Below are 24346 nucleotides of genomic sequence, written 5' to 3'. Positions count from 1 at the left end.
TCACCCCCGGTGCGGCGGGACGCGGCGAGGTCCGGACAGACCGCCTATGTGACCCGCGAGTAGCTGAACCGATCACGGCGATTCCGGTATCTGAGCAGGGAAATCTTCGACGACCGGGAATGACCCGGCCTTGTCGGGCCGACTGTCCAAAGCTGTAGGTTGGGTCTGGTCCGGCACAGAGTCGTGCCGGTCGCGGTGTCAATCTCGCTACAGTGGAGAGTTGCCTCAAATGAGCTCGACGGGAGTCTCGTCCCTGCCCGGAAAAGATGTCGGCACCGAAGACGGCGCTCGGCGCCGGTCGGTGAACCCGGAGCAGATCCGGGACGACCTGATCGACGCCGCCGCGGCGTACGCCCCGGAGATCGGCGACCTGATCCGCCTGTACTACCGGCACATCCCGGCCGAAGAGATTCTCGGTGACGACCCGGTCGACCTCGTCGGCGCCGTCCGCTCGCATCTGCACCTGGCGAAGGACCGGATGCCCGGCCGCCCCGCGGTGCGGCTGCTGAACCCGACCGGTCCCGAAGACGGCTGGACGCGTGAGGCCACCGTCGTGCAGGTCGTCACGGACGACATGCCCTACCTCGTGGATTCCGTCGCGGCCGAGTTCGCCCGTGACGGGGTGCAGGTGCAGCGCATCGTGCACCCGATCGTCGTGGTCAGCCGCGATCTGACCGGCGAGCTGCTGGCGGTCCACCCGGACGCCGATCCGGCGGAGCCGCCGCCCAATTCGGCGGCCGAGTCGTGGATGTACATCGAGATCGACCTGGTCACGGACCCGAACCGCGCCCGTGAGCTGGACAATCGGCTTTCGTCGGTGCTGGGCGACGTCCGCGAGGTCGTCGAGGACACCGACAAGATGGCGGAGACCGCGCGCCGTCTCGCCGACCAGCTGGACGCGGACCCGCCGAAGCTGTCCACGCGTGAGGTCGCCGAAGGCGCGCGGCTGTTGCGCTGGCTCGCCGACGGTCACTTCACCTTCCTCGGCTACCGCCGCTACGAGCTGATCGACAACCCGCACCCGGACAGCGACGAGCCCGCCCTGCGCGCGGTGCTCGCGTCCGGGCTGGGCGTGCTGCGCCAGGACAGCCTGGCCGCGCGCAGCCTCACCGCCGGCCCCGACACGGCGGCGTCCGCGCTCGCGCCGACGCTGCTGGTGCTGACGCAGGCGAGCGCGCCGTCCACCGTGCACCGGCCGGTCTACCCGTACTACGTCGGCGTGAAAACGTTCGACGACAAGGGAAACGTCACCGGCGAGCACCGGTTCCTCGGCATGTTCACCACCACCGCCCTGCACGAGAACGTGCTGGACATCCCGGTGGTCTGCAACCGGGTCCGCGAGGTCATCCACCGCGCGGGCTTCCCGATGGAGTCCTTCTCCGGGCAGCGGATGCTCGAAGTGCTGCAGAACTGGCCGCGCGCGGACCTGTTCTCGGCCGACACCGATTCGCTGTACTCCACGACGACAGGCGCGATCACGCTGTCGGATCGCCGACGGCTGCGGCTGTTCCTGCGCCGTGACCCGTACGGCCGCTTCTACTCCTGCCTCGTGTACCTCCCGCGCGACCGCTACACGACCCGTTCGCGGCTCGCGATGCAGGAGGTCCTGCTCGAAGAACTCGAAGGCACGCAACTGGAATACAGCGCGCGCATCGGGGAAACCGTGCTCGCGCAGGTGCATTTCATCGTGCACACCGACCCGTCGCAGCGGTCCGAGCCGGACACCCTGCGCATCCAGGAACGGCTCAACGAAGCCGTTCGCGGCTGGGACGACCGGATGGTCGAGGCGATCCTCGCCGAGCGCCGCGAGCGCGCCGGGGACAGCGGCGTCGCGATCGGCCTGCTGGGCGAGGAATCCGCCGGCGAACAGGGACAGCGGTTCGCCGCGGTGTTCCCCGAGGGCTACAAGGAGGACTTCACCGCGCTCGAAGCGCTCGCGGACCTCCGTGCCCTGGAGTCGCTGACCGACGAGGGCGACCTGTCGATGTCGTTCTACCTGCCGGCCGACGCCGAGGCGGGGGAGCGGCGCTTCAAGCTGTACCTGCGCGGCGAGGGCGTCACCCTCTCCCAGGTGCTCCCGGTCCTGCAGCGGATGGGTGTGGAGGTCGTCGACGAGCGGCCTTACGAACTGCGCCGCGAAGATGGCGGCCGGTCCTGGATCTACGACTTCGGCCTGCGGATCGATCCGCAGGTCCTCGACCACGCGGACCTCGACCTGCGCGTCCGCTTCCAGGACGCGTTCTACGCCGCCTGGCGCGGCGACTGCGAGGTCGACGGCTTCAACGGTCTCGTCCTGAGCGCCGGGCTCACCTGGCGCCAGGCGGCCATCCTGCGGGCCTACTCGCGGTACCTGCGCCAGACGAAGATCCCGTTCTCGCAGGAGTACATCGAGAACACCGTCCTCGCGCACACCGACATCGCCACCGCGCTGGTGCGGCTGTTCGAGACCCGCTTCGACCTCGCGCTCGGCGACGAGGCCCGTGCGTCCCAGGCCGATCAGCTCACCGCCGAGATCGGCAATCTGGTCGACGAGGTGACCAGTCTCGACGAGGACCGGATCCTGCGACGGCTGATGGCGGTCATCCTCGCCACGCTGCGCACGAACTACCACGTCACCGACGGCGAGGGGAATTCCCGGCAGTACCTGGCGCTCAAGCTCGACCCGAGCGCGGTGCCCGAACTGCCCGAGCCGCGGCCGAAGTACGAGATCTTCGTGTACTCGCCCCGGATCGAGGGTGTCCACCTGCGCTTCGGCGACGTCGCGCGCGGTGGCCTCCGCTGGTCCGACCGCCGGGAGGACTTCCGTACGGAGATCCTCGGCCTGGTCAAGGCGCAGGCGGTCAAGAACGCGGTCATCGTCCCCGTCGGCGCGAAGGGCGGGTTCGTCGTCAAGCGCCCGCCGACGGCCACCGGCGACCCGGGCCTGGACCGCGACGCCCAGCTGAACGAGGGCATCGCCTGCTACCGGATGTTCATCTCCGGCCTGCTCGACGTGACCGACAACCGGGTCGAGGGCAAGACCGTCCCGGCGCCGGGCGTGGTCCGCCACGACGGCGACGACAGCTACCTCGTGGTCGCGGCGGACAAGGGCACCGCGAAGTTCTCCGACATCGCGAACGAGGTCTCGGCGCACTACAAGTTCTGGCTCGGCGACGCCTTCGCTTCCGGTGGCTCGGTCGGCTACGACCACAAGGCCATGGGCATCACCGCGAAGGGTGCTTGGGAGAGCGTCAAGCGCAACTTCCGCGAGCTGGGCAAGGACAGCCAGACCGAGGACTTCACCGTCGTCGGCATCGGCGACATGATGGGTGACGTCTTCGGCAACGGAATGCTGCTCTCGGAGCACATCCGGCTGGTGGCCGCCTTCAACCACCTGCACATCTTCCTCGACCCGAACCCGGACGCGGCGACCTCGTTCGCCGAGCGCCGCAGGCTGTTCGACCTGCCGCGTTCGTCGTGGGAGGACTACGACCGCTCGCTGATCAGCGAGGGCGGCGGCATCTACTCGCGGTCGGCCAAGACGATCCCGATCAGCCCGCAGGTCCGCGAAGCGCTCGGGCTCGCCGAGGACGTCACGGCGCTGGCCCCGGCCGACCTCATGCAGGCGATCCTGCTGTCGCCGGTCGAACTGCTGTGGAACGGCGGCATCGGCACCTACGTCAAGGCCGAGAACGAGACCCACGCCGACGCGGGCGACAAGGCCAACGACGCCTTGCGCGTCAACGGGAACCAGCTCCGCGTCAAGGTCGTCGGCGAGGGCGGGAACCTGGGGCTGACGCAGCTCGGCCGGATCGAGTTCGCCCGCGCGGGCGGCAAGATCAACACCGACGCGCTCGACAACTCCGCCGGCGTCGACTGCTCCGACCACGAGGTCAACATCAAGATCCTGCTGGACCACCTGGTCTCGACCGGATCGCTGGGCGCCGAGCAGCGCAACGAGCTGCTGGAGCAGATGACCGACGAGGTCGGCGAGCTGGTGCTGGCCGACAACTACCGGCAGAACGCCGTGCTCGGGGTCAGCCGGGCGCACGCCGGGCCGATGGTCTCGGTGCACCAGCGGCTCGTCGCGGCACTGGTCGCGAAGGGCGCCTTCGACCGCAAGCTCGAAGCGCTGCCGAGTTCGGCGGAGTTCCGCGCGCTGGAGAAGGCGGGCGAGGGGCTCACCTCGCCGGAGCTGGCGACGCTGCTCGCGCACGTCAAGCTCGACCTCAAGGACGAGTTGCTGGCGAGTGAACTGCCGGACTCTGAGGTGTTCTCGCGCCGTCTGCCCGAGTACTTCCCGAAGCCGCTTCGGGAGCGCTTCGGCGACGCGATCTTCCAGCACCCGCTGAAGCGCGAGATCATCACGACGATGGTGGCCAACGAGGTCGTCGACGGCGCCGGGATCTCCTACGTCTTCCGCCTGATGGAGGAGATGAACGCGACCGCGACCGACGCGGTCCGCGCGTACGCCGTGGTCACCCACGTGTACGACCTGCCCTCGCTGTGGGCGCAGATCGACGCGCTGGACAACGTCGTGCCGACCGAGGTCGCGGACGAGATGATGCTGGAGACCCGCAGGTTGCTCGACCGGGCCGCCCGCTGGTTCCTCACCAACCGGCCGCAGCCCCTCGCCCCGCTCGCCGAGATCAACCGGTTCGGCCGGGTCGTCGGCGAGATGGCCCCGCGGGCGCACGAGCTGCTTCGCGGTGTCGAGTGCGAGTCGGTGGACGCGAATACCGAGCGACTGGTGGAGAAGGGCGTCCCGGCGGAGCTGGCGGAGCGTGTGGCGCTCTTGCTGCACACCTTCGGCCTGCTCGACGTCACCGACGTCGCGGAGCTGGCCGAGCAGCAGGCGGGGATCGACGCGGTGCACACCCCGTCGGAGACCGCGGGCCTGTACTACGCCCTTTCCGATCACCTCGGCATCGACAAGATGCTGACGTCGATCAGCGGCCTCGAACGCGGCAACCGCTGGCACGCGCTCGCGCGGCTGGCGCTGCGGGACGACGTCTATGGTTCGTTGCGGGCGATCACGCTGGACGCGTTGCGGCACAGCGATTCGGGTACCGACCCGGACGAGAAGATCGCCCACTGGGAGAAGACGAACGCCTCGCGGCTGCAGCGCGCTCGTGTCGCACTGGACGAGATCAGCCAGTTCGGCAAGCTCGACCTGGCGACGCTGTCGGTGGCGGCGAGGCAGATCCGGAGCACGGTGAGGTAGTGAGCTACATTTCCCTGATCCGGCCACGCTGGTCGGATATGGACGTCTACGGGCACGTCAACCACGCGAACCTGGTGACCCTGCTCGAAGAGGCACGGATCCCGCTGCTGTTCGGGGACGCCGTCCGGGCCGGGCTCACCGACCTGCCCAAGGGCATCGTGGTGGTGAAGCTGGCCGTCCATTACCGTTCGCCGATCGTGGTGTCCGATCAGGACATCCGGGTGGAGATCTCGTTGAAGGACTTGAAGCACGCCAGCTTCACCCTCGGCTACAAGGTGCACGACGGGCCCGCCGAGGTCGACAAGGTCGCGGTCACCGCGGAGACGGTGCTCGCGCCGTTCGACACCGGGACCGAGCGGCCCCGGCGGCTGACCGAGGACGAACGCGCCTTCCTGGAGAAGGGGTTCGCGGATGCCTGAGCTCGTCATCCCGGACGCGGGGGACCGCGAAACGCTCGGCGCGTTCGTGGCCAGGGCCGTCCGGCTCGACCAGAACACGCTGGTGCGGTTGCGGCAGCGCGGTGACGGCGTCGTCGAGGCGTGGAGCGCGACCCCGTTCGAAGTCCTCGCCACCAGGGCCGTCGCCGGTGACGTCACGCCGTCGGACATCACGGTGTCCGGGAACGAACTGCTCGCCGCGCTGACCATCGCCGGCGGCGAGCGGATGGATCCGGGCCCGGCCCGCGACCTGATGTGGCATTCCGAGCTGCCCGCACCCGGCCGCTGGCAGCTGGTGGACGAACTGCCGGCGACGGTGATCTCCGAGCTGGCCGACCGCGGGGTCGCGCTGGCCCGCGACAACGTCGGCCCGCACGGCAACCCGCCCGCGTCCCTGATGGACCAGGCGGTGCTCACCGTCACCGGCGGCGAGCAGGAGATCAAGGTCCAGATGCGGTGCCTGTTCGCGTTGTCCGGGATGGGTTTCGTCGACTCGTCGATCGCCGGCGACGTCGTCCGGATCACCGCGACGGATTCGTGGATGCGCATCGACGCGCGCTACGGCGCCGTGCTCAAACGCCGCCACGCGCTCCTGCCGCTGCTGTTCTGACAGGTTTCTTACCGCCTAGCACCGTGGGTGGCTTCCGGCCGCCCGCGGTGTCAGGCTGTCCCCATGACCGACAGTGGCCCTCGCGACGACGGCAAGGACGGGGAAGACCCGACCGCGGACTTCCTGGCCGAGGTCCGGCCGGAGGAGACCCCGTGGCGGACCGAGCGCCCGCCGGGTGAGGAGGCGCCGGAACGCGCCGAACGCCCGGAGAAATGGGGGCGCGCCAAGGCCGCCGGACGCGCCGCCGCGCAGGCCGCGCCCTATGTCCAGGCCGCCGCGCTGGCGACCTGGATCGTCTCGGGCACTCTCGACGACTCCGGTGACTCCGGCTACGGAGACATGGGCTCCTCGGGCGACGCCTGACCCACGCGATTCGTCCTCTAGTTGCGGTAGTTGCCAGTGCGAACTACCGCAACTAGAGGACGAATCGCGGAGAGGCTAGAGCTTTGAGCGCATCGTCCGCATCCGCTCGATCTCGGCGGACTGGCCGGTGATGACCTCCTGCGCCATCTCCTGCGCCTTGATCTCCACTCCCTTGCCGAGCTGGGTTTCGGCCATGGTCAGCGCGCCCTGGTGATGCGCGATCATCAGGTCGAGGAACAGCTTTTCGAACGCCGGGCCGCTCGCCGCGCGCAGATCGGCCAGCTGCGCCTCGGTCGCCATGCCCGGCATGAGCGCGTGGTCATGCCCTCCGCCGTGCCCGGCGTGACCCTCGCCCGGCACCGGCTTACCGCGGTCGGACAGCCAGGTCTTCATCATCGCGACCTCGCCGTCCTGCGCCACCGAGATCCGGCCCGCGATCGCCTTGAGCTGCTCGTTCGCCGTCTTGCCCGGCACCAGATCGGTCATCACCTTCGCCTGCTGGTGATGGGGGATCATCATCGTCATGTACTCGACGTCGGCCTCGTTGGGCTGATCGCGGTTCACCGGGCCGGGGGAGCCGGTGCCCGCCTGCTCGCCCGGTTTGCCCGGAATGATGACCGGTGCGCTCGATGCCGGTTCGGCGGGTGATTCGTCGCCGGTGCAGCCCGAGACGACGAAAGCCGCAACGAGCAGCGCCGATGTCAAACTTTTTCTCATCCCGGAGATCCTCCGTTGGTCGGTATCTGCTGAGCCTAAATAAGGAATAAGGTGCGCGTAAAGCTGGGTGGAAGGAGAGCCATATCGTGCTGCAGCCTGGGCTGAAACGCCGCTTGACCAGGGGCTTCGTGTCAGCGGTCGCCGTCGCCGCCCTCGGCGCCGCCAGCGCGTTCGCCGCGCCGGCCGTCGTCGCCGAGCCGTCGGCGACCACGATCCCGGGAGTGGACGAGATCGTCCACAGCCCGAATCTCCGGTCGATCGCGAACGTCCCGCAGCAGGGACCGTTCACCAAGGACTCGACCGGTACCGACATCGCGTTCACCAAGGGTCACGCGATCACCGGCACGTACGACGGCTTCAACGTCTACGACGTCCGCAACCCCTACCGCCCGAAGATCGTCAGCCAGGTCCTCTGCCCCGGCGGGCAGAACGACGTGTCGATCTCCGGCGACCTGCTCTTCCTGTCGACCGACTCCTCGCGCAGCGACAACTCGTGCACCAGCGTCGCGAAGCCCGCGTCGGACAAGACGGCGTGGGAGGGCATCAAGATCTTCGACATCTCGAACCTCGCGGCGCCGAAGTACGTCGCGGCGGTCGAGACCGACTGCGGTTCGCACACCAACACCCTGGTGCCGGACAAGCGCGGCAAGGACGTCTACATCTACGTCTCGTCGTACGCGCCCGCGGCGAACCTGCCCGACTGCCAGCCGCCGCACGACAAGCTCTCCATCATCAAGGTCCCGCTGAAGGAACCGGCGAAGGCCTCGCTCGTCGCGACGCCGGTGCTGTTCCCGGACGGCGGCAACGCCGGCGGCTCGAACCCCGACGGCACCAACCGGTCGGCGACCACCGGTTGCCACGACCTGACGGCGCTGCCGGAGAAGGACCTGATGGCCGGTGCCTGCATGGGTGACGGTGTCCTGATCGACATCGCCGACCGGCTCAAGCCGCGCGTCATCAACCGGGTCCAGGACAACGTGAACTTCGCGTTCTGGCACAGCGCCACCTTCAACAACGACGCCACCAAGGTCGTCTTCACCGACGAACTCGGCGGCGGCGGCATGGCGACCTGCCTGGAGAAGTTCGGCTCCACCCGCGGCGCCAACGGCATCTACGACATCACCGGCCGCGGCGACGGTCGCAAGCTGGAGTTCCGCAACTACTACAAGATCCCGCGTCTCCAGTCGGAGACCGAGAACTGCGTGGCGCACAACGGTTCGCTGGTTCCGGTGCCGGGCAAGGACATCATGGTCCAGTCCTGGTACCAGGGCGGCGTTTCGGTGTGGGACTTCACCGACTCGAAGAAGCCGAAAGAGATCGCGTACTGGGAGCGGGGCCCGCTCTCGAACGAGAAGCTCGTCGGCGGTGGGACGTGGTCGGCGTACTGGTACAACGGCTACATCTTCTCGTCCGACATCGTGAAGGGCCTGGACGTCCTGGACCTCAACGACTGGCGGACCTTCCCGGCGAAGCTCGTCCGGCAGAACCAGTTCAACGCCCAGACGCAGTACAAGCTGCACCCGGGCTTCAACTAGTCCTAGCGCGCTATGAAAGGCCCGTTACTTGCAAAATTTGCAAGTAACGGGCCTTTCATAGCGTCCGGGGGCACTCAGACGAGCCAGGCGGCGGCGTCCGGAGGCAGCTTCCCGTTCACCAGCGGAACGCTCGACAGCAGCACCTCGCCCGGCGGCAGCGCGATCGGGCTCGCCGACGTGTTCAGCGCGCAGACCAGTCCGCCACCGCGCCGCCGGAACGCGAAACAGCCCGCCGGGGCGCCGTACCACTCGAGGTCCTCACCGCTGAAAGCTTGGTGCGACTTGCGGATCTCGATCGCCCGCCGGTACAGCGACAGCGTCGACGCCGGATCCTCCAGTTGGGCTTCCACGGTCACCGAAGCCCACGAAGCGGGCATCGGCAGCCACGTCCGCGGATTCCGCGAGAAGCCGAACGGCGGCAGGTCGCCCTCCCACGGCAGCGGCACCCGCGACGCGTCCCGGCCGAATTCGGCGCCGGAGGTCTTGGCGCGCGGGTCCGCGAGCGCGTCGGGCGGGAGATCGACGTTGCCGAGTCCCAGTTCCTCGCCGTTGTACAGGTAGACCGTCCCGGGCAGCGCGAGTTCGACCAGCGCCATCGCGCGGGCCCGCCGGACACCCCGCTCGCCGCCGCCGTACCGGCTGACCTGCCGCCAGACGTCGTGGTTGCTCAGCGTCCAGGTGGCGGAGGCGCCGGCGGACTTCGGCACCGCCAAGGACCGTTCGATGGCCGTCCGCAGCGCGTCCGCGTCGAAATGTGTGAGCACGAGCCGGAAGTTGAACGCCAGATGCAGTTCGTCCGGCCGCAGGTAGCGGGCGAGCCGTTCCTCGTCGGTCACCCAGATCTCGCCGACCGCCATCGCGCCCGGGTACTCGTCGAGCACCTTGCGGATCATCTGGTGGATCTCGTGGACGCGGTCGTTGTCGAACCGCGGGTCGTAGAACTCGCTCGGCCCGATCGCGTTCACCCGCGGGTCCATGTCCGGCAGGCCCGGCGGTTTCGCCATGCCGTGCGCGACATCGACGCGGAAGCCGTCCACGCCGTGGTCCAGCCAGAACCGCAGGGTCCGCTCCAGATCGGCGGCGACCTCGTGGTTGCCCCAGTTCAGATCCGGCTGCTGCGGGGAGAACAGGTGCAGGTACCACTGGCCGTCCGGGACCCGGGTCCACGCCGGGCCGCCGAACGCGCTGACCCAGTTGTTCGGCGGCAGGTCGCCGCGCGGGCCGAGGCCGTCACGGAAGATGTAGCGATCCCGTTCCGGGCTTCCCGGCGGCGCCGCCATCGCCGATTTGAACCAGGCGTGGGTGTTGCTGGTGTGGTTGGGGACGACGTCGATGGTGACCTTGATGCCGCGTTTGTGCGCCTCGGTCAGCAGGACGTCGAAGTCGCCGAGGGTGCCGAACATCGGGTCGACATCGCGTGGATCGGCGATGTCGTACCCGTGGTCGGCCATCGGCGAACGGTAGAACGGCGTCAGCCACAGCGCGTCGACCCCGAGCAGCTCCAGGTACCCGAGCTTGCCGCGGATGCCTTCGAGGTCACCGACGCCGTCCCCATCGGAATCGGCGAACGAGCGTACGTAGACCTGGTAGAAGACCGCCTGGTCCCACCAAGCCACGTCGCGCTTCATCAGACGAAACTGTTCATCATGCTGTTGGCGGCCATCTCCAGGTACGCCCACAGCTGACCGCGGTAGGGCTCCTCGATGTTCTCCTCGTCGACCGCGATCTTGATGCAGCGCAGCCAGGCGTCGCGTTCGATCGGGCCGATCTTGAACGGCCCGTGCCGCATCCGCAGCCGCGGGTGGCCGCGCTGGTCCGAGTAGGTGTGCGGGCCGCCCCAGTACTGCATGAGGAACAGCCGGAAGCGCTCCTCGGCCGGGCCGAGGTCCTCCTCCGGGTACAGCGGCCGAAGCACCTCGTCGACCGCCACTTCGGCGTAGAACCGCGCGACGATCCGGGTGAAGACCGGTTCACCGCCGATCGCCTCGTACAAGGTCGTGGGGTCTGGTTCGCTCACGGACACAGCTCCATTCTGCCCTTGTCCTACTGGACCGCGGGGCTGGACGACATAAAGCGCCCCAGAGGTGGTTCGAAGCCCGCTTCGTCGAGCGCGCCGAGCAGGTGCGCCCGCAGCGCACGCTGCACCGCCCACTGCTTGCCGGGCCGGACCTTCACCGTCAGGCGGAGCTTGATGCCCTCGGGGGTCACGGTTTCGACACCGAGCATCTCCGGCGGCTCCAGCACGCTGGGCGCCAGTCCTTCGCTTTCCAGCAGGGACGTCGCCTTGGCGGCCATCAGCTCGGTGGCCTTCTCGACGTCGGCGGAGTAGCTGAGCGGGACGTCGACGACGGCCACGGCGAAGCCCTGGCTCGAGTTGCCGACCCGCAGCACCTCGCCGTTGCGGACGTACCAGACGGTGCCGTTGATGTCACGCAGGGTGGTGATCCGGAGGCCGACGGCCTCGACGGTGCCCGCGGCCTCGCCGACGTCGACGACGTCACCGACGCCGTACTGGTCCTCGATCATCATGAAGATGCCGGAGAGGAAGTCCTTGACGAGGTTCTGCGCGCCGAAACCGAGCGCGACACCGACGATGCCGGCGGAGGCGATGATCGGCGCGAGGTCGATGCCCAGTTCGCCCAGCACGAGGATGAACGCCAGGCCGTAGATGAACAGTGTCGCCACCGACTTGAGGACCGAGCCGATGGTGGCGGCGCGCTGACGGCGTCGTTCCATCACCGCCGACCCGAGCATCTCGGGAGCCTTCTCCCGCAGCGGTCTCAACAGGGCGGGCAGCTTCTTGGAACCGCCCGGCATCCGCGTCACGCGGTTGATCAGGCGTCGCACCAGGTACCGCAGCAGGAACGCCACGGCGATGATCATCAGGATCTTGATCGGCTTCGTCAGCAGCCAGCCTGCCGACGCGGAGAGCCATTCGTTCTTTGTGACCTCGAACACCTGGCCGCACAGGGTGCTGGCGTCCTTCGTGCAGGCAGGGGGTTCGGTGGGCAGCAGGTTCACTGAGAAGAAATGTCCTTTCGTACTCGGCGGGGATCGTTCGCGCCGCTCGGGCGCGGCGGGCGCTCCGGCGGATCCGAAAAACCCGGTATCGGGTGGCCGCCGGGTCGCGCGCATGTGACACGTCCACTAACACACGTGCACTTTGGGGCTGATCTGTGGTCGACTATGCCTGCACCGGTGGAGGTGGTCGAGTGCCAGACCGACAACCCATCCCCCTCGGCGTCCCGAGCCAAGCCTTGGCCGGACAGGCGCCGGAGGTCGTGTTGCGCGCTCATCCGGGAGGTGCCCCCTCGCACGGGGCTCCACCGGGCGGGCCGGGAACGCGGCCAGGGGGTGTTGCCCGCCCGCCCGGACAGCGTAGAGGGCGGGATCCGTCGACTTCGGCGGTACCCACTACGACCACAGCGTCGTCTTGGGGCCGCAGACGGGTATTGCTGTTGAACGCCACGTTCGAGCCGCTCACGGCGTTGCCGCTGCGGCGCGCTGTGGTCCTCGTGATGTGCGGCAAGGCCGAGGTGGTGCACGGCGACCCGGCAGGGCTCGAACTGCACGCCGCTTCGGTTTCGCTGCCCGTGCCCTCGGTGATCCGGCTGAGCACCTACGTGCGCGTGCCTTACCGCGCGCAGGTGCCGCTGACCAGGGCCGGGCTGATGCATCGCGACAGGTACCGCTGCGCCTACTGCGGAGGGCGGGCCGAGACGATCGACCACGTCATCCCGCGCAGCCGGGGCGGTCCCCACAGCTGGACGAACTGCGTGGCCTGCTGCGCCAAGTGCAACCACCGGAAGGCGGACAAGCTGCTTTCCGAGATCGGCTGGCGGCTGCGCGTCGTGCCGAGGGCCCCGCACGGGCCGCACTGGCGGCTGCTCGCGCATTCCAAGGAGGCCGACCCGTTGTGGCGGCCGTACCTGGGAACCGCGGCCTGACCGGGCCTCGACCAGGTTCTGAACACGTCGGCGCCCCGGCTGCCTTTCGGCGGCCGGGGCGGGCCGATGATGCCGTGATGAAGCTCTCTACCGCTGCAAGTACGCCGTTTCCCTGTCAGCCGGCCGTGCTTCGGCTCAGGCGGCGAGGGAGAAGTCGCTCTGGCAGGTGACGCGCGTGCCACGGGTGACGCGGGTGCCACGAGTGACCCGGGTTCCGCAGGTGACGCGGGTTCCGCAGGTGACGCGGGTTCCGGCCGTCACGCGGGTGCCGCGAGTGACGCGCGTTCCCCTGGTGACGCGAGTGCCGGCGGTGACGCGAGTGCCACGAGTCACGCGGGTGCCACGAGTGACCCGGGTTCCGGCGGTGACCCGCGTACCGCGAGTGACGCGTGTACCGCGCGTAACCCGTGTGCCCGCCGTCACACGCGTACCGGGGACAAAACCAATTTCGAAGAGTGACGAAATGTCGTCGATGATCGCCTGGCCGGGTGTCTGGGTGCTCTGCATGACATATCCTCCTGCGACCGGTGCGTTACCTGCTGGGTGTGGGAGCCGGGCGCAAGGCCCGTACAGGTGAAAAAGCTACGAGGATTTCAAGGCCGCGACAAGACGACAGCGCCGGGTGCGGCCGCCCGTACGTTGAGTTGCAACCTTTCGGCCTTGAGGGCTTCGGCTCAACGTGGGAGCGCTTTCGCGGCAAGCGGCGGACGGCCCCCTCCCGGCGGTGAGCGGTCCGTGTCGCGGAGCACGTTCGCGCGGGTGCGTACCGGGTGCGGCCCGGCGTTCCCGACCCCCGTCGGATACGCTCACGCGCGTGAACCTTGTCGAGACGATCCTGGTCTTCGCGGTGATCCCCTTGGCCATCTACGCGCTTTGCGGAGTGGCCACGCTGCGGTCGAAGGGCGCGGGCATCGCCCGGTACCGGCCGGGGCAGCCGTGGGAGTACCCGGCCATGTGGTGGAGCGCCAACCCCGACGGTGTCGGCGCCAGGCATTCGCACGCGAACACGGGCGGCGCGACCGCCGTCGGCGCGGCGAACGTGACTTCGGTGACGGGAGGCGCTCGTGGCAACTGGTGAACTGACCCATTCGTCCACCGCTGTTGACGAAGAGCCCGGTTACGGCGCCGTCGTTACCTCCAGCGGCCGGATCTCCGCCGCCAAGATGTACGAACCGGCTGGGCCGATCAGCCCATTCACGACCCAGCAGCTCGCCCGGCTGGACGAGGCGCTGACCCTGGCCAGCCGCGAGACCGGCCTGGACTTCAGCGTGTACCTCGGCGACCTCGGCGAGGACACCCGCGTCGCGGCCGAGGGCCTGCTCGCCACGACCGACAACCCGGCCGACGGCGTGTTCGTCGCCGTGTCGCCCGGGCAGCGTGCCATCGAGATCGTGACGGGCTCGCAGGCCAAGCACCGCCTGCCCGACCGCGGCGCGAAACTCGCCGTGGCCAGCATGGTGGCCTCCTTCAAGGAAGGCGACCTCGTCGGCGGGATCGTGAACGCCCTCCGCATGCTGAGCGACCAGGCCGGCGCTCCGCAGCACTAAGCACCCTGCTCCGGCTCCAAAACGCTAGGAAAGGCCCGTTACTTGCAAAATTTGCAAGTAACGGGCCTTTCCTAGCGTTTACGGGACTTAGAGCCCGGCCTGCGAGTCGAACTCACGGGCGGCCAGCGCCCGCACGATCCCGGCCCGGCCTTCCGACACGAGACGGCGCAGCGCGGCGGGGTGGTCTTCCCCGGCCAGCCACGCGTCCGACGCCTCCACGGTCGACGCCACGACCGCCCACGACGGGAACAGCCCGACCACGGTCGGCTGCGCGCGCTCGCTGGAGCGCCGCTGCCACACCTCGTCGATGACGTCGAAGTAGCGCGTCACGTAATCGCCGAGCAGGTGCTTCTGGCCAGGGTGGGAGAAGCCGGTGATGAGCGAGTCGCTGACCGCGTTGGGCAGCTCGTCGTCGTACACCGCCCGCTGCCACGCGTCGGCCTTCGCCTCGTCGGTCGGCCGCAGCGCCCGCGAGCGCTCCGCCTGACGCCGTCCGGCGGCGGTGTCGTCCTTGGCGAGTTCCGCGTCGATCTCCGGGTTCTCCGCCTTGCCGTGCGCGACCAGCGCGTGCAGCAGCCGCCAGCGCAGGTCGGTGTCGACGGTCAGGCCTTCCAGGGGTGCCGTGCCGTCGAGCCAGCCGGAGATGATCTGCAGCGTCTTGTCGTCGAGCACCGAACCGGCCAGCGAGTTCACGAAGGCGAGCTGGTGGTCCGAACCGGCCTCGGCGCCCTGCGCCAGCTCCAGCAGCCGCGAGCTGAACTCGGGCCAGCCCTTGTCCGCCGCCCACGTCGTGTTCGCGTACGAGTTCAGCGCCGTCTGCGCCTGCAGCAGCAGCCGCTGCACCACGCCGACCTCGGTCTCGGTGTGCACGCCGCGCTGCACCAGCGTGACGAAGTCGCGGGCCTTGAGCTCGGCCTCGCGCGTCATCTCCCACGCCGCAGACCAGCACAGCGTGCGGGGCAGCGGATCGGTGATGTCGGCGATGCGGTCGATCAGCGTGGTCAGCGACGCCGGGTCGAGCCGCATCGTGCAGTAGGTCAGGTCGTCGTCGTTGACCAGCACGAGCTTGCCCGCCGGGAGGCCGACCAGATCCGGCACCTCGGTGCGTTCGCCGTCGATGTCGAGTTCGACGCGGTGCTTGCGGACGATCTTGCCGTTCTCGTCCTCGTCGTAGACCCCGACCGCGACGCGGTGCGCGCGCAGTTCACCGGCACCCGGCTTGGCACCGGTCTGGGTGACGGCGAAGGCGGTGTACTTCCCGTCGGCGCCGACCTCGTAGCGCGGGCTCAGCGAGTTGAGGCCGGTGGTCTCCAGCCACTGCGCGCTCCACCACGACAGGTCGCGGCCGGAGGCCTCTTCCAGCGCGCCCAGCAGATCAGCCAGGGTCGCGTTGCCCCAGGCGTGCTTGCCGAAGTAGACCTTCAGGCCTTCGAGGAAGTGGTCGAGCCCGACGTAGGCGACGAGCTGCTTGAGGACGCTCGCGCCCTTGGCGTAGGTGATCCCGTCGAAGTTCACCTCGACCGCGTGCAGGTCGACGATGTCGGCCGCGATCGGGTGCGTCGAGGGCAGCTGGTCCTGCCGGTACGCCCACGACTTCTCGATGTTCGCGAAGCTGGTCCAAGCGTTCTTGTACTCGGTCGCCTCGGCCTGGGCCAGCACGCTCGCGAAGGTCGCGAACGACTCGTTCAGCCACAGGTCGTCCCACCAGCGCATGGTGACCAGGTCGCCGAACCACATGTGCGCCATCTCGTGCAGCAGCGTCTCGGCGCGGCGCTCGTAGTAGTAGCGCGTGACGCGGCTCCGGAAGACGTAGTCCTCCAGGAAGGTGACCGCGCCGGCGTTCTCCATCGCGCCCGCGTTGAACTCCGGCACGAACAGCTGGTCGTACTTGGAGAACGGGTACGGGGTGGCGAACTTCTCGTGGTAGAAGGCGAAACCCTGCTTGGTCTCGGTGAACAGCCTGTCCGCGTCCATGTGCTCGGCGAGCGAGGAGCGGCAGTAGATGCCGAGCGGGATCGTGCGGTGCTCGTCGGAGTACTCGTCGCGCCACACGCTGTACGGGCCCGCGATCAGCGCGACCAGGTAGGTCGAGATCCGCTCGGACACCTTGAACACGGTCCGGACGGCCCCTTCCGGGGTCTCCTCGGCCGACTCGACCAGCGCGTTCGAAATGACCTTCCAGTCCTTCGGCGCGAGCACGGTGAGCCGGTAGACCGACTTGAGGTCGGGCTGGTCGAAGCAGGCGAACATGCGCTTGGCGTCGGCGGTCTCGAACTGCGTGTAGAGGTAGACGCCGTCGTCGACCGGGTCGACGAACCGGTGCAGGCCTTCGCCGGTGTTCATGTACCGGCAGACCGCGTCCACGACGAGTTCGTTCGACTCGCCGAGTCCGGGCAGCTCGACGCCCTTGTCCTCGACGTACCCGCTGACGTCGAGCTCCGTCCCGTTGAGGACGGCCGACTCGATCCCCTCGGCGACGATGTCGATCCACGACGCTTCGCCGCTTCTGGCGCTCGCGAACTTGATCGTCGTCTTCGACTTGAAGGTCTTCTCACCGGGACCGCCGCGGCCGTCGGTCAGGTCCAGTTCGATGTCGTAGGACTCGACGTCGAGCAGATCCGCGCGCAGCTTGGCTTGGTCTCGGGTCAGGTTGGGGGCGGGCACTGGCACCTCTGGTCATCGGTATCGGTTTTGGTTTCCAACTACAGGCATCCAATCATGTCCAGGCCGGTGCTGACGACGGGAACAACGCCGACGGCCGCGATGTTGGCTCGCTGTGTAGCACCCTGCGTGTACTGGCCCACCCAAGACGATGGCACTGGGAGAACCTGATGACCGCCCCGTCCGAGACGACCAAGGTCGACTTCTACTTCGATCCGATCTGTCCCTTCGCCTGGATCAGCTCGCGCTGGATCCTCGAGGTGGAGAAGCACCGCGACCTCGACCTGAGGTTCCGGATCATGAGCCTGTCCGAGCTCAACAGCGGCCGCGAGGACCTGCCTGAGCAGTACAAGGAGCTGTTGGACCGCGGCTGGGGCCCGGTCCGCGTCGCGACCGCGCTGGCGCAGAAGAACGGCGAGGAGGCCCTGCGCGACTTCTACACGGAGTTCGGCACGCGCCATCACAACCAGGGCGACAAGGACATCCCGAAGGTCATCAAGGAGACCCTCGAAGCCATCGGCGCCCCGGCGGAGCTGGCCGAGGCCGCCGAGTCGACCGAGTACGACGAGGCGCTGAAAAAGAGTCACTACGAAGGTATGAATCCGGTCGGAATGGACGTCGGCACGCCGACCATCCACATCGACGGGGTCGCCTTCTTCGGCCCGGTGCTCAGCTCGATCCCGCGCGGCGAGGACGCCGTCAAGGTCTTCGACGGCGCCCGCGCGCTGGCGAGCTACCCGGACTTCTTCGAGCTGAAGCGCACCCGGTCCGGGGATCTGAACTTCGACTAGGCCGTCGCGAGTGCCGCTCTGGTGACATCGTCGGGGTAGGAGGACCTCGCGACGGCTTCGTCCGTCGTGAGGTCTCCTGCCGCGATCGCGGTTTTGAGCGCGGTGAGCTCGCGCAGCCCTTCGCGGTGCTTCTCGATGAAGGCGGTGTCGACCGGCGCCCCGTGCCCGGCGACGATGATCTTCGGCTCCAGGTCGAGGATCGCGCCCATCACCTCGGTCCACTCCACGAGTGAGCTGTCCTCGTTGAACGAGTAGGCGCTGAAGCCCGCTTCGGCGTTCTCGACGGCGTCACCCGCGTAGATGACTCCCGCGTCGGGGACTTGCACGAACAGGTCGTGATCGGTGTGGGCCCGGCCGAGGAACCGCAACACGACCGTGCGACCGCCGAGGTCGATCTCGGCGGTGTCGGAGACCGGCTTGTCCGGCAGGGTGATCACGGTGCGCTCCAGCGCCTTCGCCATCTCCGGGCGGTTCTCCCCGAGGTAGTGCTGTATCCACTTACGCCGCGCGCCTTCGCCGTAGGTGGTCAGCTCGGTCAGACAGCCTTCGTGCGCCCAGACGTCGCACGGCAGGAACGGCGTGGTGCCGAAGGCGTGGTCGAAATGCGCGTGGGTGTAGACGACCGACCACGGCAGCGGCGTGATCTCCCGGACCGCCGCGGCGAGTTCGGCGCCCTGCTCGACGTCGCCGCGGACGTCGACGACCAGGCAGCGGTCACTGCCCACGACCAGGCCGACGGTCAGGTCCAGCTCCTCGTAACGGCGGGCGTACACACCGTCCGCGAGTTCGAGCCAAGTCACAGGTCCTCCAGAATTCCGTTGCGCAGCACCGGAACCGTGCTGCTCGTGTCGAGCCGGGCGGCGAGGGTCACGTCGTTCGCGTGCCCGGCCGCGGCGAGCTCGCGCCCTGAGGAACACTCTGTCAGCGCTTCGGCGATGTCGATCGCTTTGGACGCGATCGCCGCGAGCCGGGCTTCGGCGGACGGGCGGCCGTAGTCGCCGAGCGCGGCGATGATCGCGCCCGCACCGAGCTGATCCTCGACGCAGGGCCTCAGCGGTCCGAACTTCTTGGCTTCGGTGTGCATGTCGATGCCCCAGCGTTCCCCTGCCGGGACGACCCCGATCGGCGCGCCGTCCGCCAGTTCGGCCGCGCGAGCGGCGACCGCGCCGGCGTTGCGAAGACAGCCCGCCAGGACTTCGGCACCGGTCGTGGCGGCGGCGTCGCAGAGCGTGGCGCCGTTGGGGGAGGGAAGCGCGAGGAGGGTGCCGGAAGGGATTTCCGTCACAGACGAAGGTCGCAAAGTCCACTCACCTTCACCCGCGAGGATGGCGCCTCGCTCTTTCGCGGCATCTTCGCCGCGGTGATCGCGCCAGCGGACCGGCAGCACGCGCCCTCCGTTGCCGAGGACGAGATCCGTGTTGGTGCAGAAGGAAAGTACGTCGACGATGATCAGGACCGCGCAGTTCCCACCGAGGGCGGCGACGCCTTCCGGTCCCCATTCGAGTCTGATGTCCGCTTCGGTCTGGCCCCAGATGTCCACCCCCACAGCATGCCCGCGCCGGAACGTGATGGCAGACTCCGCGCTGTGCGTGTTTACCTTGGCTCTGACCATGCCGGTTTCGAACTGAAGAACCACCTCGTGGCCCACCTCAAGGAGCAGGGCCACGACGTCGAGGACGTCGGTCCCTTCGTCTACGACGCGGCCGACGACTACCCGGCCTTCTGCATCGAGGCGGCCCGCCGGGTCGTCGCGGACGAGGGCAGCCTCGGCATCGTCGTCGGCGGCTCCGGCAACGGCGAGCAGATCGCGGCCAACAAGGTGAAGGGCGCTCGCGCCGGCCTCGCTTGGAGCGTCGAGACCGCGAAGCTCACCCGCGAACACAACCACGCCCAGCTGATCGGCGTCGGCGCGCGGATGCACACCACCGAAGAGGCCACCGAGATCGTCGAGGCGTTCCTCGCGACCCCGCCGAGCCCGGACGAGCGCCACGGCCGCCGCGTCCAGCAGATCCTGGACTACGAGAACACCGGCTGGCCGCCGCCGCTGCCCGAGCACTGACATGCCCGAGGGGCACACGCTCCATCGCCTGGCACGTCTGCACAAACGCCGTTTCGCCGGTCACCCGGTCGAGGTGAGCAGTCCGCAGGGACGGTTCGCCACCGAAGCGTCCCGTTTGGACGGCCGGGTGCTGGTGAAGGCCGAGGCGTACGGAAAGCATCTGTTTCACGACTACGGTCCACACGGGACGGTGCACGTCCACCTCGGCCTCTACGGCACGTTCTCCGACGAGCCGCTGCCGGCGGGCGAGCCGATCGGGCAGGTGCGGATGCGGCTCGTCGGCCCGACGCATTCCGCCGACCTGCGCGGCCCGAACCAGTGCGAACTGCTCGACGCGCCCCGCGTCGACGCGATCAAGGCGCGGCTGGGCCCGGATCCGCTGCGCCGTGACGCGAAGCCGGACAAGGCGTGGGACCGGATCACCCGGTCGAAGACGTCGATCGCGGCGCTGCTGATGGACCAGTCGGTGCTCGCGGGCGTCGGCAACGTGTACCGCGCCGAGGTGCTTTTCCGGCACGGTGTCGCCCCGCTCGTCCCCGGCCGCGCGCTCGATCGCGGGCTGTGGGACGACATGTGGGCGGATCTCGTGACGCTCATGCGGCACGGTGTCCGGGTGGGACGGATCGACACGGTCGCGCCGGAACACCTGCCCGAGGCGACCGGCCGCGCGCCGCGGCAGGACCGGCACGGGGGCGAGGTCTACGTCTACCGGCGCGAGGGGATGCCCTGTCTCGTCTGCGGGACGCCCGTGCTGCGGAGCGATCTGGCGGCACGGAACCTCTTCTGGTGCCCGACCTGCCAGCCCGCCTGACCTCGGTCCTGGACGCTATGAAAGGCCCGTTACTTGCAAAATTTGCAAGTAACGGGCCTTTCATAGCGCTTGAGGGACCGACTCGCGGCTAGAAGTCGAAGCCGCCGCCGTCGAAACCGCCACCATCGAAGCCGCCGCCGTCGAACCCACCGGCGTCCCCGCCCATGTCGCCTCCGGCGTCGCCGCCCGCGTCACCGCCGCCATCGGCGGCCCCGGCGTCCTCCTGGCCCGCGTCGTAGCCGGACTCCCAGGCCGACGCGCTCGCGATCCCCGCCATTCCGGAGAACATCGCGCTGAACAGCAGCATCGAACCGAGACCCCAGGCGCCGGCGACGAGCGCGGGCTTCCACCACGGCTCGCTGTACCAGCCCTGCGGCACCGGACGGCCCGCCACGCGCCCACCGGGGTAGTAGTGCGGCGTCCGCTGGCTCGGGTCCGGCGAGGCCTCGTAGTGCTCGCCCTCGACGTCGACAGAGCGGTGTTCGGTGACCTTGCCCGCGCGGTCGCGCTCTTCGCTGCCGGGCAGTTCCGGACCGGGGTCCATGCCCATCGCGAGCCGGGCGGCGCGGACGTAGTAGAGGCCCTCGATGGCAGTCTCACGCACCAGCCGGGCTTGCTCGACGGTCTGCGCCTGCTCCATCTGGGAGCCCGCCGCGGTGAAGCGCTCGGACGCGTCCGCCATTGCCTGCTGGGAAGCGGTGTCCGTGCCGGTGATGTTCATGACCTGACCGCCGAGCCGCTCGACGAGGCGCCGTGCGTCGGCCTTCGCGTCGTCCAGCTGGCGCTTCTTGGCCGCCGCCTGGGATTTCGCGAAGTAGATGCCGCCGCCGACCACCACGACGAGGAGCACGATCAGGAAGATCGCGGTACCCATGGGTTCAACTCCAGGAATCGTTCGGCCTTTAGCCCGATCAACGCGGCCGCCGCGCCGGGGGTTCCCGCCAGTGCTCCCGGTCACCGCGACCACTGGCGGGGCAAACTAGAACACGTTATAGTTCGGCCTCATGAAGTTCACCCTGTCGATCGCGATGAATCCGCTCGATCAGCTGGGCGAGCTCGCCCGCGCCGCCGAAGAGGCGGGGTTCTCCTCGATCGCGCTCCCGGATTCCCTGTTCTATTCCGAAACGGTCTCGGCCGACTATCCGTACACGCCGGACGGCAGCCGGTTCTGGACCGAGGAGACGCCCTGGGCCGATCCGCTGGTCGCGGCCGCGTCGATGGGCGCGGTCACCGAGCGGCTCACGTTCTACACCTCCGTGCTGAAACTCGGCTCCCGCAACCCGGTCCTGCTCGCCCGCCAGGTCAACTCGGTCGCGGCGCTGACCGGCGGCCGTTTCGGCCTCGGCCTCGGCGTCGGCTGGTCGCCGGAGGAGTTCCGCTGGTGCGGCGCGCCGTACGAGAAGCGCGGCAAACGCGTGGACGAGGCCATCGAGGTGCTGCGCCTGATCCTCGACGGCGGGATGGTCGAATTCCACGGCGAGTTCTTCGACTTCGACAAGCTCCGCATGAGCCCGACACCGCCGTCACGCGTGCCGTTCTACATCGGCGGCCACACCGACGTCGCGCTGCGCCGGGCCGCGCGCGTCGCCGACGGCTGGTCGTCGGCGATGATGAAGTTCGACGACCTCCGCGAAACGATCGTCAAGTTGCGCGGGCTGCTGGCCGACCAAGGCCGCGCCGAAGACCCGTTCGAGTACCAGGCCGTCTGCATCGACAAGTTCGGTCTCGACGGCTATCGCGAGCAGGGTGAAATCGGCGTCACCGACATCATCACCATGCCGTGGGTGTTCGACGGCCTCGGTTTCGACGCAGAAGTCGGCCCGAAGCTCGATTCCATCAAGAAGTTCGGCGACGAGATCATCGCGAAGATCGGAGACTGAGCCATGGGTGTCGACGTCTGCTGGGATCCGGCCGCCACACAGCCGCCCGCGCGCGAGGCCGCTTTCCGCTCGATGACCGCCGTCACCGCCGGCGACAAGGCGGCGTGGCTCGCACTCTTCGCCGGGGACGCCGTCGTCGAAGACCCCGTCGGCCCGTCCATGTTCGACGAAGAGGGCAAGGGACACCACGGCCAGGACGGGATCAGTGCCTTCTGGGACAAGACGATCGGGAACGTCGAGCGTTTCCAGTTCACCATCCGCGATTCCCACGCGGCCGGTGACGAGGTCGCGAACGTCGGCACGATCACGACGTACCTGCCCGGCGGCTATCGCGTCGACACCGACGGCGTGTTCGTCTACCGGGTCCGCGAGGACGGGCTGATCGTGTCGATGCGGGCGTACTGGGAAACCGATCGCGCCATGGCCACCGCCAGGAAAGCCGAAGACTAGAGCCGTTCCGCGCGCCGGGTCAGGTACCGCTTTTCGGGTTCGCTCGCGGTCTTCCCCGCAGCCCGCAGGTACGCCTCGCGCGCGGCACCGGTGTCCCCGGCCAGTTCCAGCAGATGCCCGCGAACGGAATCGAGCCGGTGGGTCTGGCTCATCCGGCTGTCGTCGTCGAGGGTGGCGAGCAGTTCGAGGCCCGCTTCCGGGCCGTTGACCTCGGCGACCGCGACGGCGCGGTTGAGGGTGACGACCGGGCCGGGCGAGACCTTCTCGAGGACGTCGTACAGCGCGAGGATCTGGTGCCAGTCGGTGTCCGCCACGGTCGCGGCCTCGTCGTGGACGGCGGCGATCGCGGCCTGCACCTGGTACGGCCCCACGGGTCCGGCTTCGAGGGCTTCGCTCACCAGCGAGACCCCCTCGGCGATCATCTCCTTGTCCCAGCGCGTGCGGTCCTGCTCGGCGAGCGGGACGAGCGAGCCGTCGCCGACGGCGCGGGCGGCGCGGCGGGCGTCGGTCAGCAGCATGAGCGCGAGCAGTCCGGTGATCTCGTCCTCGCCTGCCATGAGCCGCCGGAGCAGCCGGGTCAGCCGGATCGCCTCGACGGTCAGGTCGGCACGCTGCAGGTCGGGTCCGCCGCTGGTGGTGTAGCCCTCGTTGAAGATCAGGTACAGCACCTGCAGGACGACGCGGAGCCGTTCGGAGAGTTCGGCGGGCGGCGGCAGGACGAACTCCGCACCCGCCTTCTTGATGGTCTGCTTCGCGCGGCTGATGCGCTGGGCCAGCGTCGATTCCGGCACCAGGAACGCGTTCGCGACCTCCCCCGTGGTCAGGCCGCCGACGGCGCGCAGGGTGAGCGCGAGCTGCGACGGCGCGGACAGGGAAGGGTGGCAGCACAGGAAAAGGACCGTGAGCGTGTCGTCCGATGAGGACACAGCGGACACTGTGGATGGTTCACTCGGGTCCATCAACGCGTCGTTCTCTTCGCGACGGCGTCGTGCGCTCTCGCTGCGCCACTCGTCCACCAGCCGCCGTGACGCCACTGTCGCGAGCCAGGATTTCGGGCTGTCCGGGATGCCCTGCTCCGGCCACTGTTGCGCGGCCGAGAGCAGGGCTTCCTGGACGGCGTCCTCGCAGGCGTCGAACTGCCCGTGCTTGCGCACCAGCAACCCGATCACCTGCGGGGCCAGCTCCCTCAGGAGCACTTCCACCTGACGATCGTCCTTCACCCCGCCAGTCTTACCGCAAGTAGTCCTCTAGGGCCTGTTTCAGATGTCAGAGCCATTCGTTGATCGCGGCGATGGTGACGGTGGTGTCGTAGCGGACGGCGAGTTTGTCGTATCT

General features: G+C 68.7%; 22 protein-coding genes. 13 read left to right on the top strand and 9 right to left on the bottom strand.

Features of this window, described 5'->3' with window-relative positions; genetic code table 11:
- Positions 1-229 precede the first annotated feature (229 nt).
- The 4 genes from ACZ5IK_RS38230 (at position 230) to ACZ5IK_RS38215 (ending at position 6613) form a co-directional block, all read left to right on the top strand.
- Positions 230-5203 (top strand): NAD-glutamate dehydrogenase, encoded by a 4974-nt coding sequence (locus ACZ5IK_RS38230; protein WP_465492140.1) that lies wholly within the window; start codon positions 230-232, stop codon positions 5201-5203.
- Positions 5203-5622, top strand: coding sequence for an acyl-CoA thioesterase (locus ACZ5IK_RS38225; protein ID WP_465492139.1), 420 nt, complete (start codon positions 5203-5205; stop codon positions 5620-5622). Before ACZ5IK_RS38230 ends, ACZ5IK_RS38225 begins: the two co-directional genes overlap by 1 nt.
- Positions 5615-6250: a DUF8010 domain-containing protein gene (locus ACZ5IK_RS38220; protein ID WP_465492138.1), complete on the top strand. Its 636-nt coding sequence runs from the start codon at positions 5615-5617 to the stop codon at positions 6248-6250. The genes ACZ5IK_RS38225 and ACZ5IK_RS38220 overlap by 8 nt, the downstream gene beginning before the upstream one ends.
- Before the next feature lie 63 nt (positions 6251-6313).
- Positions 6314-6613: a hypothetical protein gene (locus ACZ5IK_RS38215; RefSeq protein WP_465492137.1), complete on the top strand. Its 300-nt coding sequence runs from the start codon at positions 6314-6316 to the stop codon at positions 6611-6613.
- A gap of 75 nt (positions 6614-6688) precedes the next feature.
- On the opposite strand, the gene ACZ5IK_RS38210 is transcribed toward ACZ5IK_RS38215, so the two are convergent.
- Positions 6689-7330, bottom strand: a complete 642-nt coding sequence (locus tag ACZ5IK_RS38210) for a DUF305 domain-containing protein (protein ID WP_465492136.1) — start codon at positions 7328-7330, stop codon at positions 6689-6691.
- A gap of 86 nt (positions 7331-7416) precedes the next feature.
- Between ACZ5IK_RS38210 and ACZ5IK_RS38205 the strand changes: the two genes are divergently transcribed.
- Positions 7417-8865 carry an LVIVD repeat-containing protein gene (locus tag ACZ5IK_RS38205; RefSeq protein ID WP_465492135.1) on the top strand — a complete coding sequence of 483 codons (1449 nt, stop codon included), beginning with the start codon at positions 7417-7419 and terminating at the stop codon, positions 8863-8865.
- Positions 8866-8939: 74 nt separating this feature from the next.
- Here the strand turns inward: ACZ5IK_RS38205 and ACZ5IK_RS38200 are convergent, their stop codons facing one another.
- The 3 genes from ACZ5IK_RS38200 to ACZ5IK_RS38190 are packed head-to-tail and all read right to left on the bottom strand — an operon-like array spanning position 8940 to position 11886.
- Complete coding sequence (locus tag ACZ5IK_RS38200) at positions 8940-10493, bottom strand: glycoside hydrolase family 13 protein (RefSeq protein ID WP_465492134.1); 1554 nt, start codon at positions 10491-10493, stop codon at positions 8940-8942.
- Positions 10493-10888 carry a globin gene (locus ACZ5IK_RS38195; protein WP_101605936.1) on the bottom strand — a complete coding sequence of 132 codons (396 nt, stop codon included), beginning with the start codon at positions 10886-10888 and terminating at the stop codon, positions 10493-10495. Before ACZ5IK_RS38195 ends, ACZ5IK_RS38200 begins: the two co-directional genes overlap by 1 nt.
- 20 nt (positions 10889-10908) lie before the next feature.
- Positions 10909-11886 carry a mechanosensitive ion channel family protein gene (locus tag ACZ5IK_RS38190; RefSeq protein ID WP_465492133.1) on the bottom strand — a complete coding sequence of 326 codons (978 nt, stop codon included), beginning with the start codon at positions 11884-11886 and terminating at the stop codon, positions 10909-10911.
- Between the two features lie 431 nt (positions 11887-12317).
- On the opposite strand from ACZ5IK_RS38190, the gene ACZ5IK_RS38185 reads away from it, so the two are divergent.
- The 3 genes from ACZ5IK_RS38185 to ACZ5IK_RS38175 all read left to right on the top strand — a co-directional run bounded on the left by ACZ5IK_RS38185 (position 12318) and on the right by ACZ5IK_RS38175 (position 14359).
- Positions 12318-12812, top strand: a complete 495-nt coding sequence (locus ACZ5IK_RS38185) for an HNH endonuclease (RefSeq protein WP_101605938.1) — start codon at positions 12318-12320, stop codon at positions 12810-12812.
- An 814-nt stretch (positions 12813-13626) separates the two neighbouring features.
- Positions 13627-13890: an aa3-type cytochrome oxidase subunit CtaJ gene (gene ctaJ / locus ACZ5IK_RS38180; protein ID WP_465492132.1), complete on the top strand. Its 264-nt coding sequence runs from the start codon at positions 13627-13629 to the stop codon at positions 13888-13890.
- A complete protein-coding gene (locus ACZ5IK_RS38175; protein ID WP_465492131.1) occupies positions 13877-14359 on the top strand; it encodes a DUF5130 family protein in 483 nt (160 codons plus the stop codon). Before ctaJ ends, ACZ5IK_RS38175 begins: the two co-directional genes overlap by 14 nt.
- A gap of 87 nt (positions 14360-14446) precedes the next feature.
- Here ACZ5IK_RS38175 and pepN read toward each other — a convergent pair whose 3' ends face one another.
- The gene (gene pepN, locus ACZ5IK_RS38170) at positions 14447-17023 is read right to left on the bottom strand and encodes an aminopeptidase N (RefSeq protein ID WP_465492130.1); all 2577 of its coding nucleotides are present in this window, start codon (positions 17021-17023) and stop codon (positions 14447-14449) included.
- A gap of 167 nt (positions 17024-17190) precedes the next feature.
- Between pepN and ACZ5IK_RS38165 the strand changes: the two genes are divergently transcribed.
- A complete protein-coding gene (locus ACZ5IK_RS38165) occupies positions 17191-17811 on the top strand; it encodes a mycothiol-dependent nitroreductase Rv2466c family protein (RefSeq protein ID WP_101605943.1) in 621 nt (206 codons plus the stop codon).
- On the opposite strand, the gene ACZ5IK_RS38160 is transcribed toward ACZ5IK_RS38165, so the two are convergent.
- Together ACZ5IK_RS38160 and ACZ5IK_RS38155 are read right to left on the bottom strand one after the other, a co-directional pair.
- On the bottom strand, positions 17808-18611 hold the full coding sequence (locus tag ACZ5IK_RS38160; protein ID WP_465492129.1) for an MBL fold metallo-hydrolase: 804 nt from the start codon (positions 18609-18611) through the stop codon (positions 17808-17810). The genes ACZ5IK_RS38165 and ACZ5IK_RS38160 overlap by 4 nt on opposite strands.
- Positions 18608-19351 (bottom strand): 2-phosphosulfolactate phosphatase, encoded by a 744-nt coding sequence (locus ACZ5IK_RS38155; RefSeq protein WP_465492128.1) that lies wholly within the window; start codon positions 19349-19351, stop codon positions 18608-18610. The genes ACZ5IK_RS38160 and ACZ5IK_RS38155 overlap by 4 nt, the downstream gene beginning before the upstream one ends.
- Positions 19352-19396: 45 nt before the next feature.
- On the opposite strand from ACZ5IK_RS38155, the gene ACZ5IK_RS38150 reads away from it, so the two are divergent.
- Together ACZ5IK_RS38150 and ACZ5IK_RS38145 are read left to right on the top strand one after the other, a co-directional pair.
- A complete protein-coding gene (locus tag ACZ5IK_RS38150) occupies positions 19397-19870 on the top strand; it encodes a ribose-5-phosphate isomerase (protein ID WP_007034718.1) in 474 nt (157 codons plus the stop codon).
- Position 19871: 1 nt separating this feature from the next.
- On the top strand, positions 19872-20681 hold the full coding sequence (locus tag ACZ5IK_RS38145; RefSeq protein ID WP_465492127.1) for an Fpg/Nei family DNA glycosylase: 810 nt from the start codon (positions 19872-19874) through the stop codon (positions 20679-20681).
- Between the two features lie 88 nt (positions 20682-20769).
- On the opposite strand, the gene ACZ5IK_RS38140 is transcribed toward ACZ5IK_RS38145, so the two are convergent.
- On the bottom strand, positions 20770-21555 hold the full coding sequence (locus ACZ5IK_RS38140) for a hypothetical protein (RefSeq protein WP_410604134.1): 786 nt from the start codon (positions 21553-21555) through the stop codon (positions 20770-20772).
- 130 nt (positions 21556-21685) lie between these two features.
- Here ACZ5IK_RS38140 and ACZ5IK_RS38135 point away from each other — a divergent pair, with 130 nt between their 5' ends.
- Positions 21686-22561: a TIGR03619 family F420-dependent LLM class oxidoreductase gene (locus ACZ5IK_RS38135; protein WP_465492126.1), complete on the top strand. Its 876-nt coding sequence runs from the start codon at positions 21686-21688 to the stop codon at positions 22559-22561.
- 3 nt (positions 22562-22564) lie between these two features.
- Complete coding sequence (locus ACZ5IK_RS38130) at positions 22565-23011, top strand: nuclear transport factor 2 family protein (protein ID WP_465492125.1); 447 nt, start codon at positions 22565-22567, stop codon at positions 23009-23011.
- Here ACZ5IK_RS38130 and ACZ5IK_RS38125 read toward each other — a convergent pair.
- On the bottom strand, positions 23008-24231 hold the full coding sequence (locus tag ACZ5IK_RS38125) for an RNA polymerase sigma factor (RefSeq protein ID WP_465492124.1): 1224 nt from the start codon (positions 24229-24231) through the stop codon (positions 23008-23010). The genes ACZ5IK_RS38130 and ACZ5IK_RS38125 overlap by 4 nt on opposite strands.
- Between the last annotated feature and the right edge of the window lie 115 nt (positions 24232-24346).

It is taken from the genome of Amycolatopsis sp. NPDC031561 (genome assembly GCF_055580625.1).
Note: the sequence above shows the minus strand (reverse complement) of the source record. Positions and strands in the feature narration are given on the sequence as shown.

Bases quoted from the DNA above. Each gene is read 5' to 3' on its own strand.
- ACZ5IK_RS38135 (WP_465492126.1), top strand. From the start codon at position 21,686: ATGAAGTTCACCCTGTCGATCGCGATGAATCCGCTCGATCAGCTGGGC.
- ACZ5IK_RS38230 (WP_465492140.1), top strand. From the start codon at position 230: ATGAGCTCGACGGGAGTCTCGTCCCTGCCCGGAAAAGATGTCGGCACC.
- ACZ5IK_RS38220 (WP_465492138.1), top strand. From the start codon at position 5,615: ATGCCTGAGCTCGTCATCCCGGACGCGGGGGACCGCGAAACGCTCGGC.
- ACZ5IK_RS38165 (WP_101605943.1), top strand. From the start codon at position 17,191: ATGACCGCCCCGTCCGAGACGACCAAGGTCGACTTCTACTTCGATCCG.
- ACZ5IK_RS38215 (WP_465492137.1), top strand. From the start codon at position 6,314: ATGACCGACAGTGGCCCTCGCGACGACGGCAAGGACGGGGAAGACCCG.
- ACZ5IK_RS38200 (WP_465492134.1), bottom strand. From the start codon at position 10,493: ATGAAGCGCGACGTGGCTTGGTGGGACCAGGCGGTCTTCTACCAGGTC.
- ACZ5IK_RS38145 (WP_465492127.1), top strand. From the start codon at position 19,872: ATGCCCGAGGGGCACACGCTCCATCGCCTGGCACGTCTGCACAAACGC.
- ACZ5IK_RS38210 (WP_465492136.1), bottom strand. From the start codon at position 7,330: ATGAGAAAAAGTTTGACATCGGCGCTGCTCGTTGCGGCTTTCGTCGTC.
- ACZ5IK_RS38140 (WP_410604134.1), bottom strand. From the start codon at position 21,555: ATGGGTACCGCGATCTTCCTGATCGTGCTCCTCGTCGTGGTGGTCGGC.
- ACZ5IK_RS38130 (WP_465492125.1), top strand. From the start codon at position 22,565: ATGGGTGTCGACGTCTGCTGGGATCCGGCCGCCACACAGCCGCCCGCG.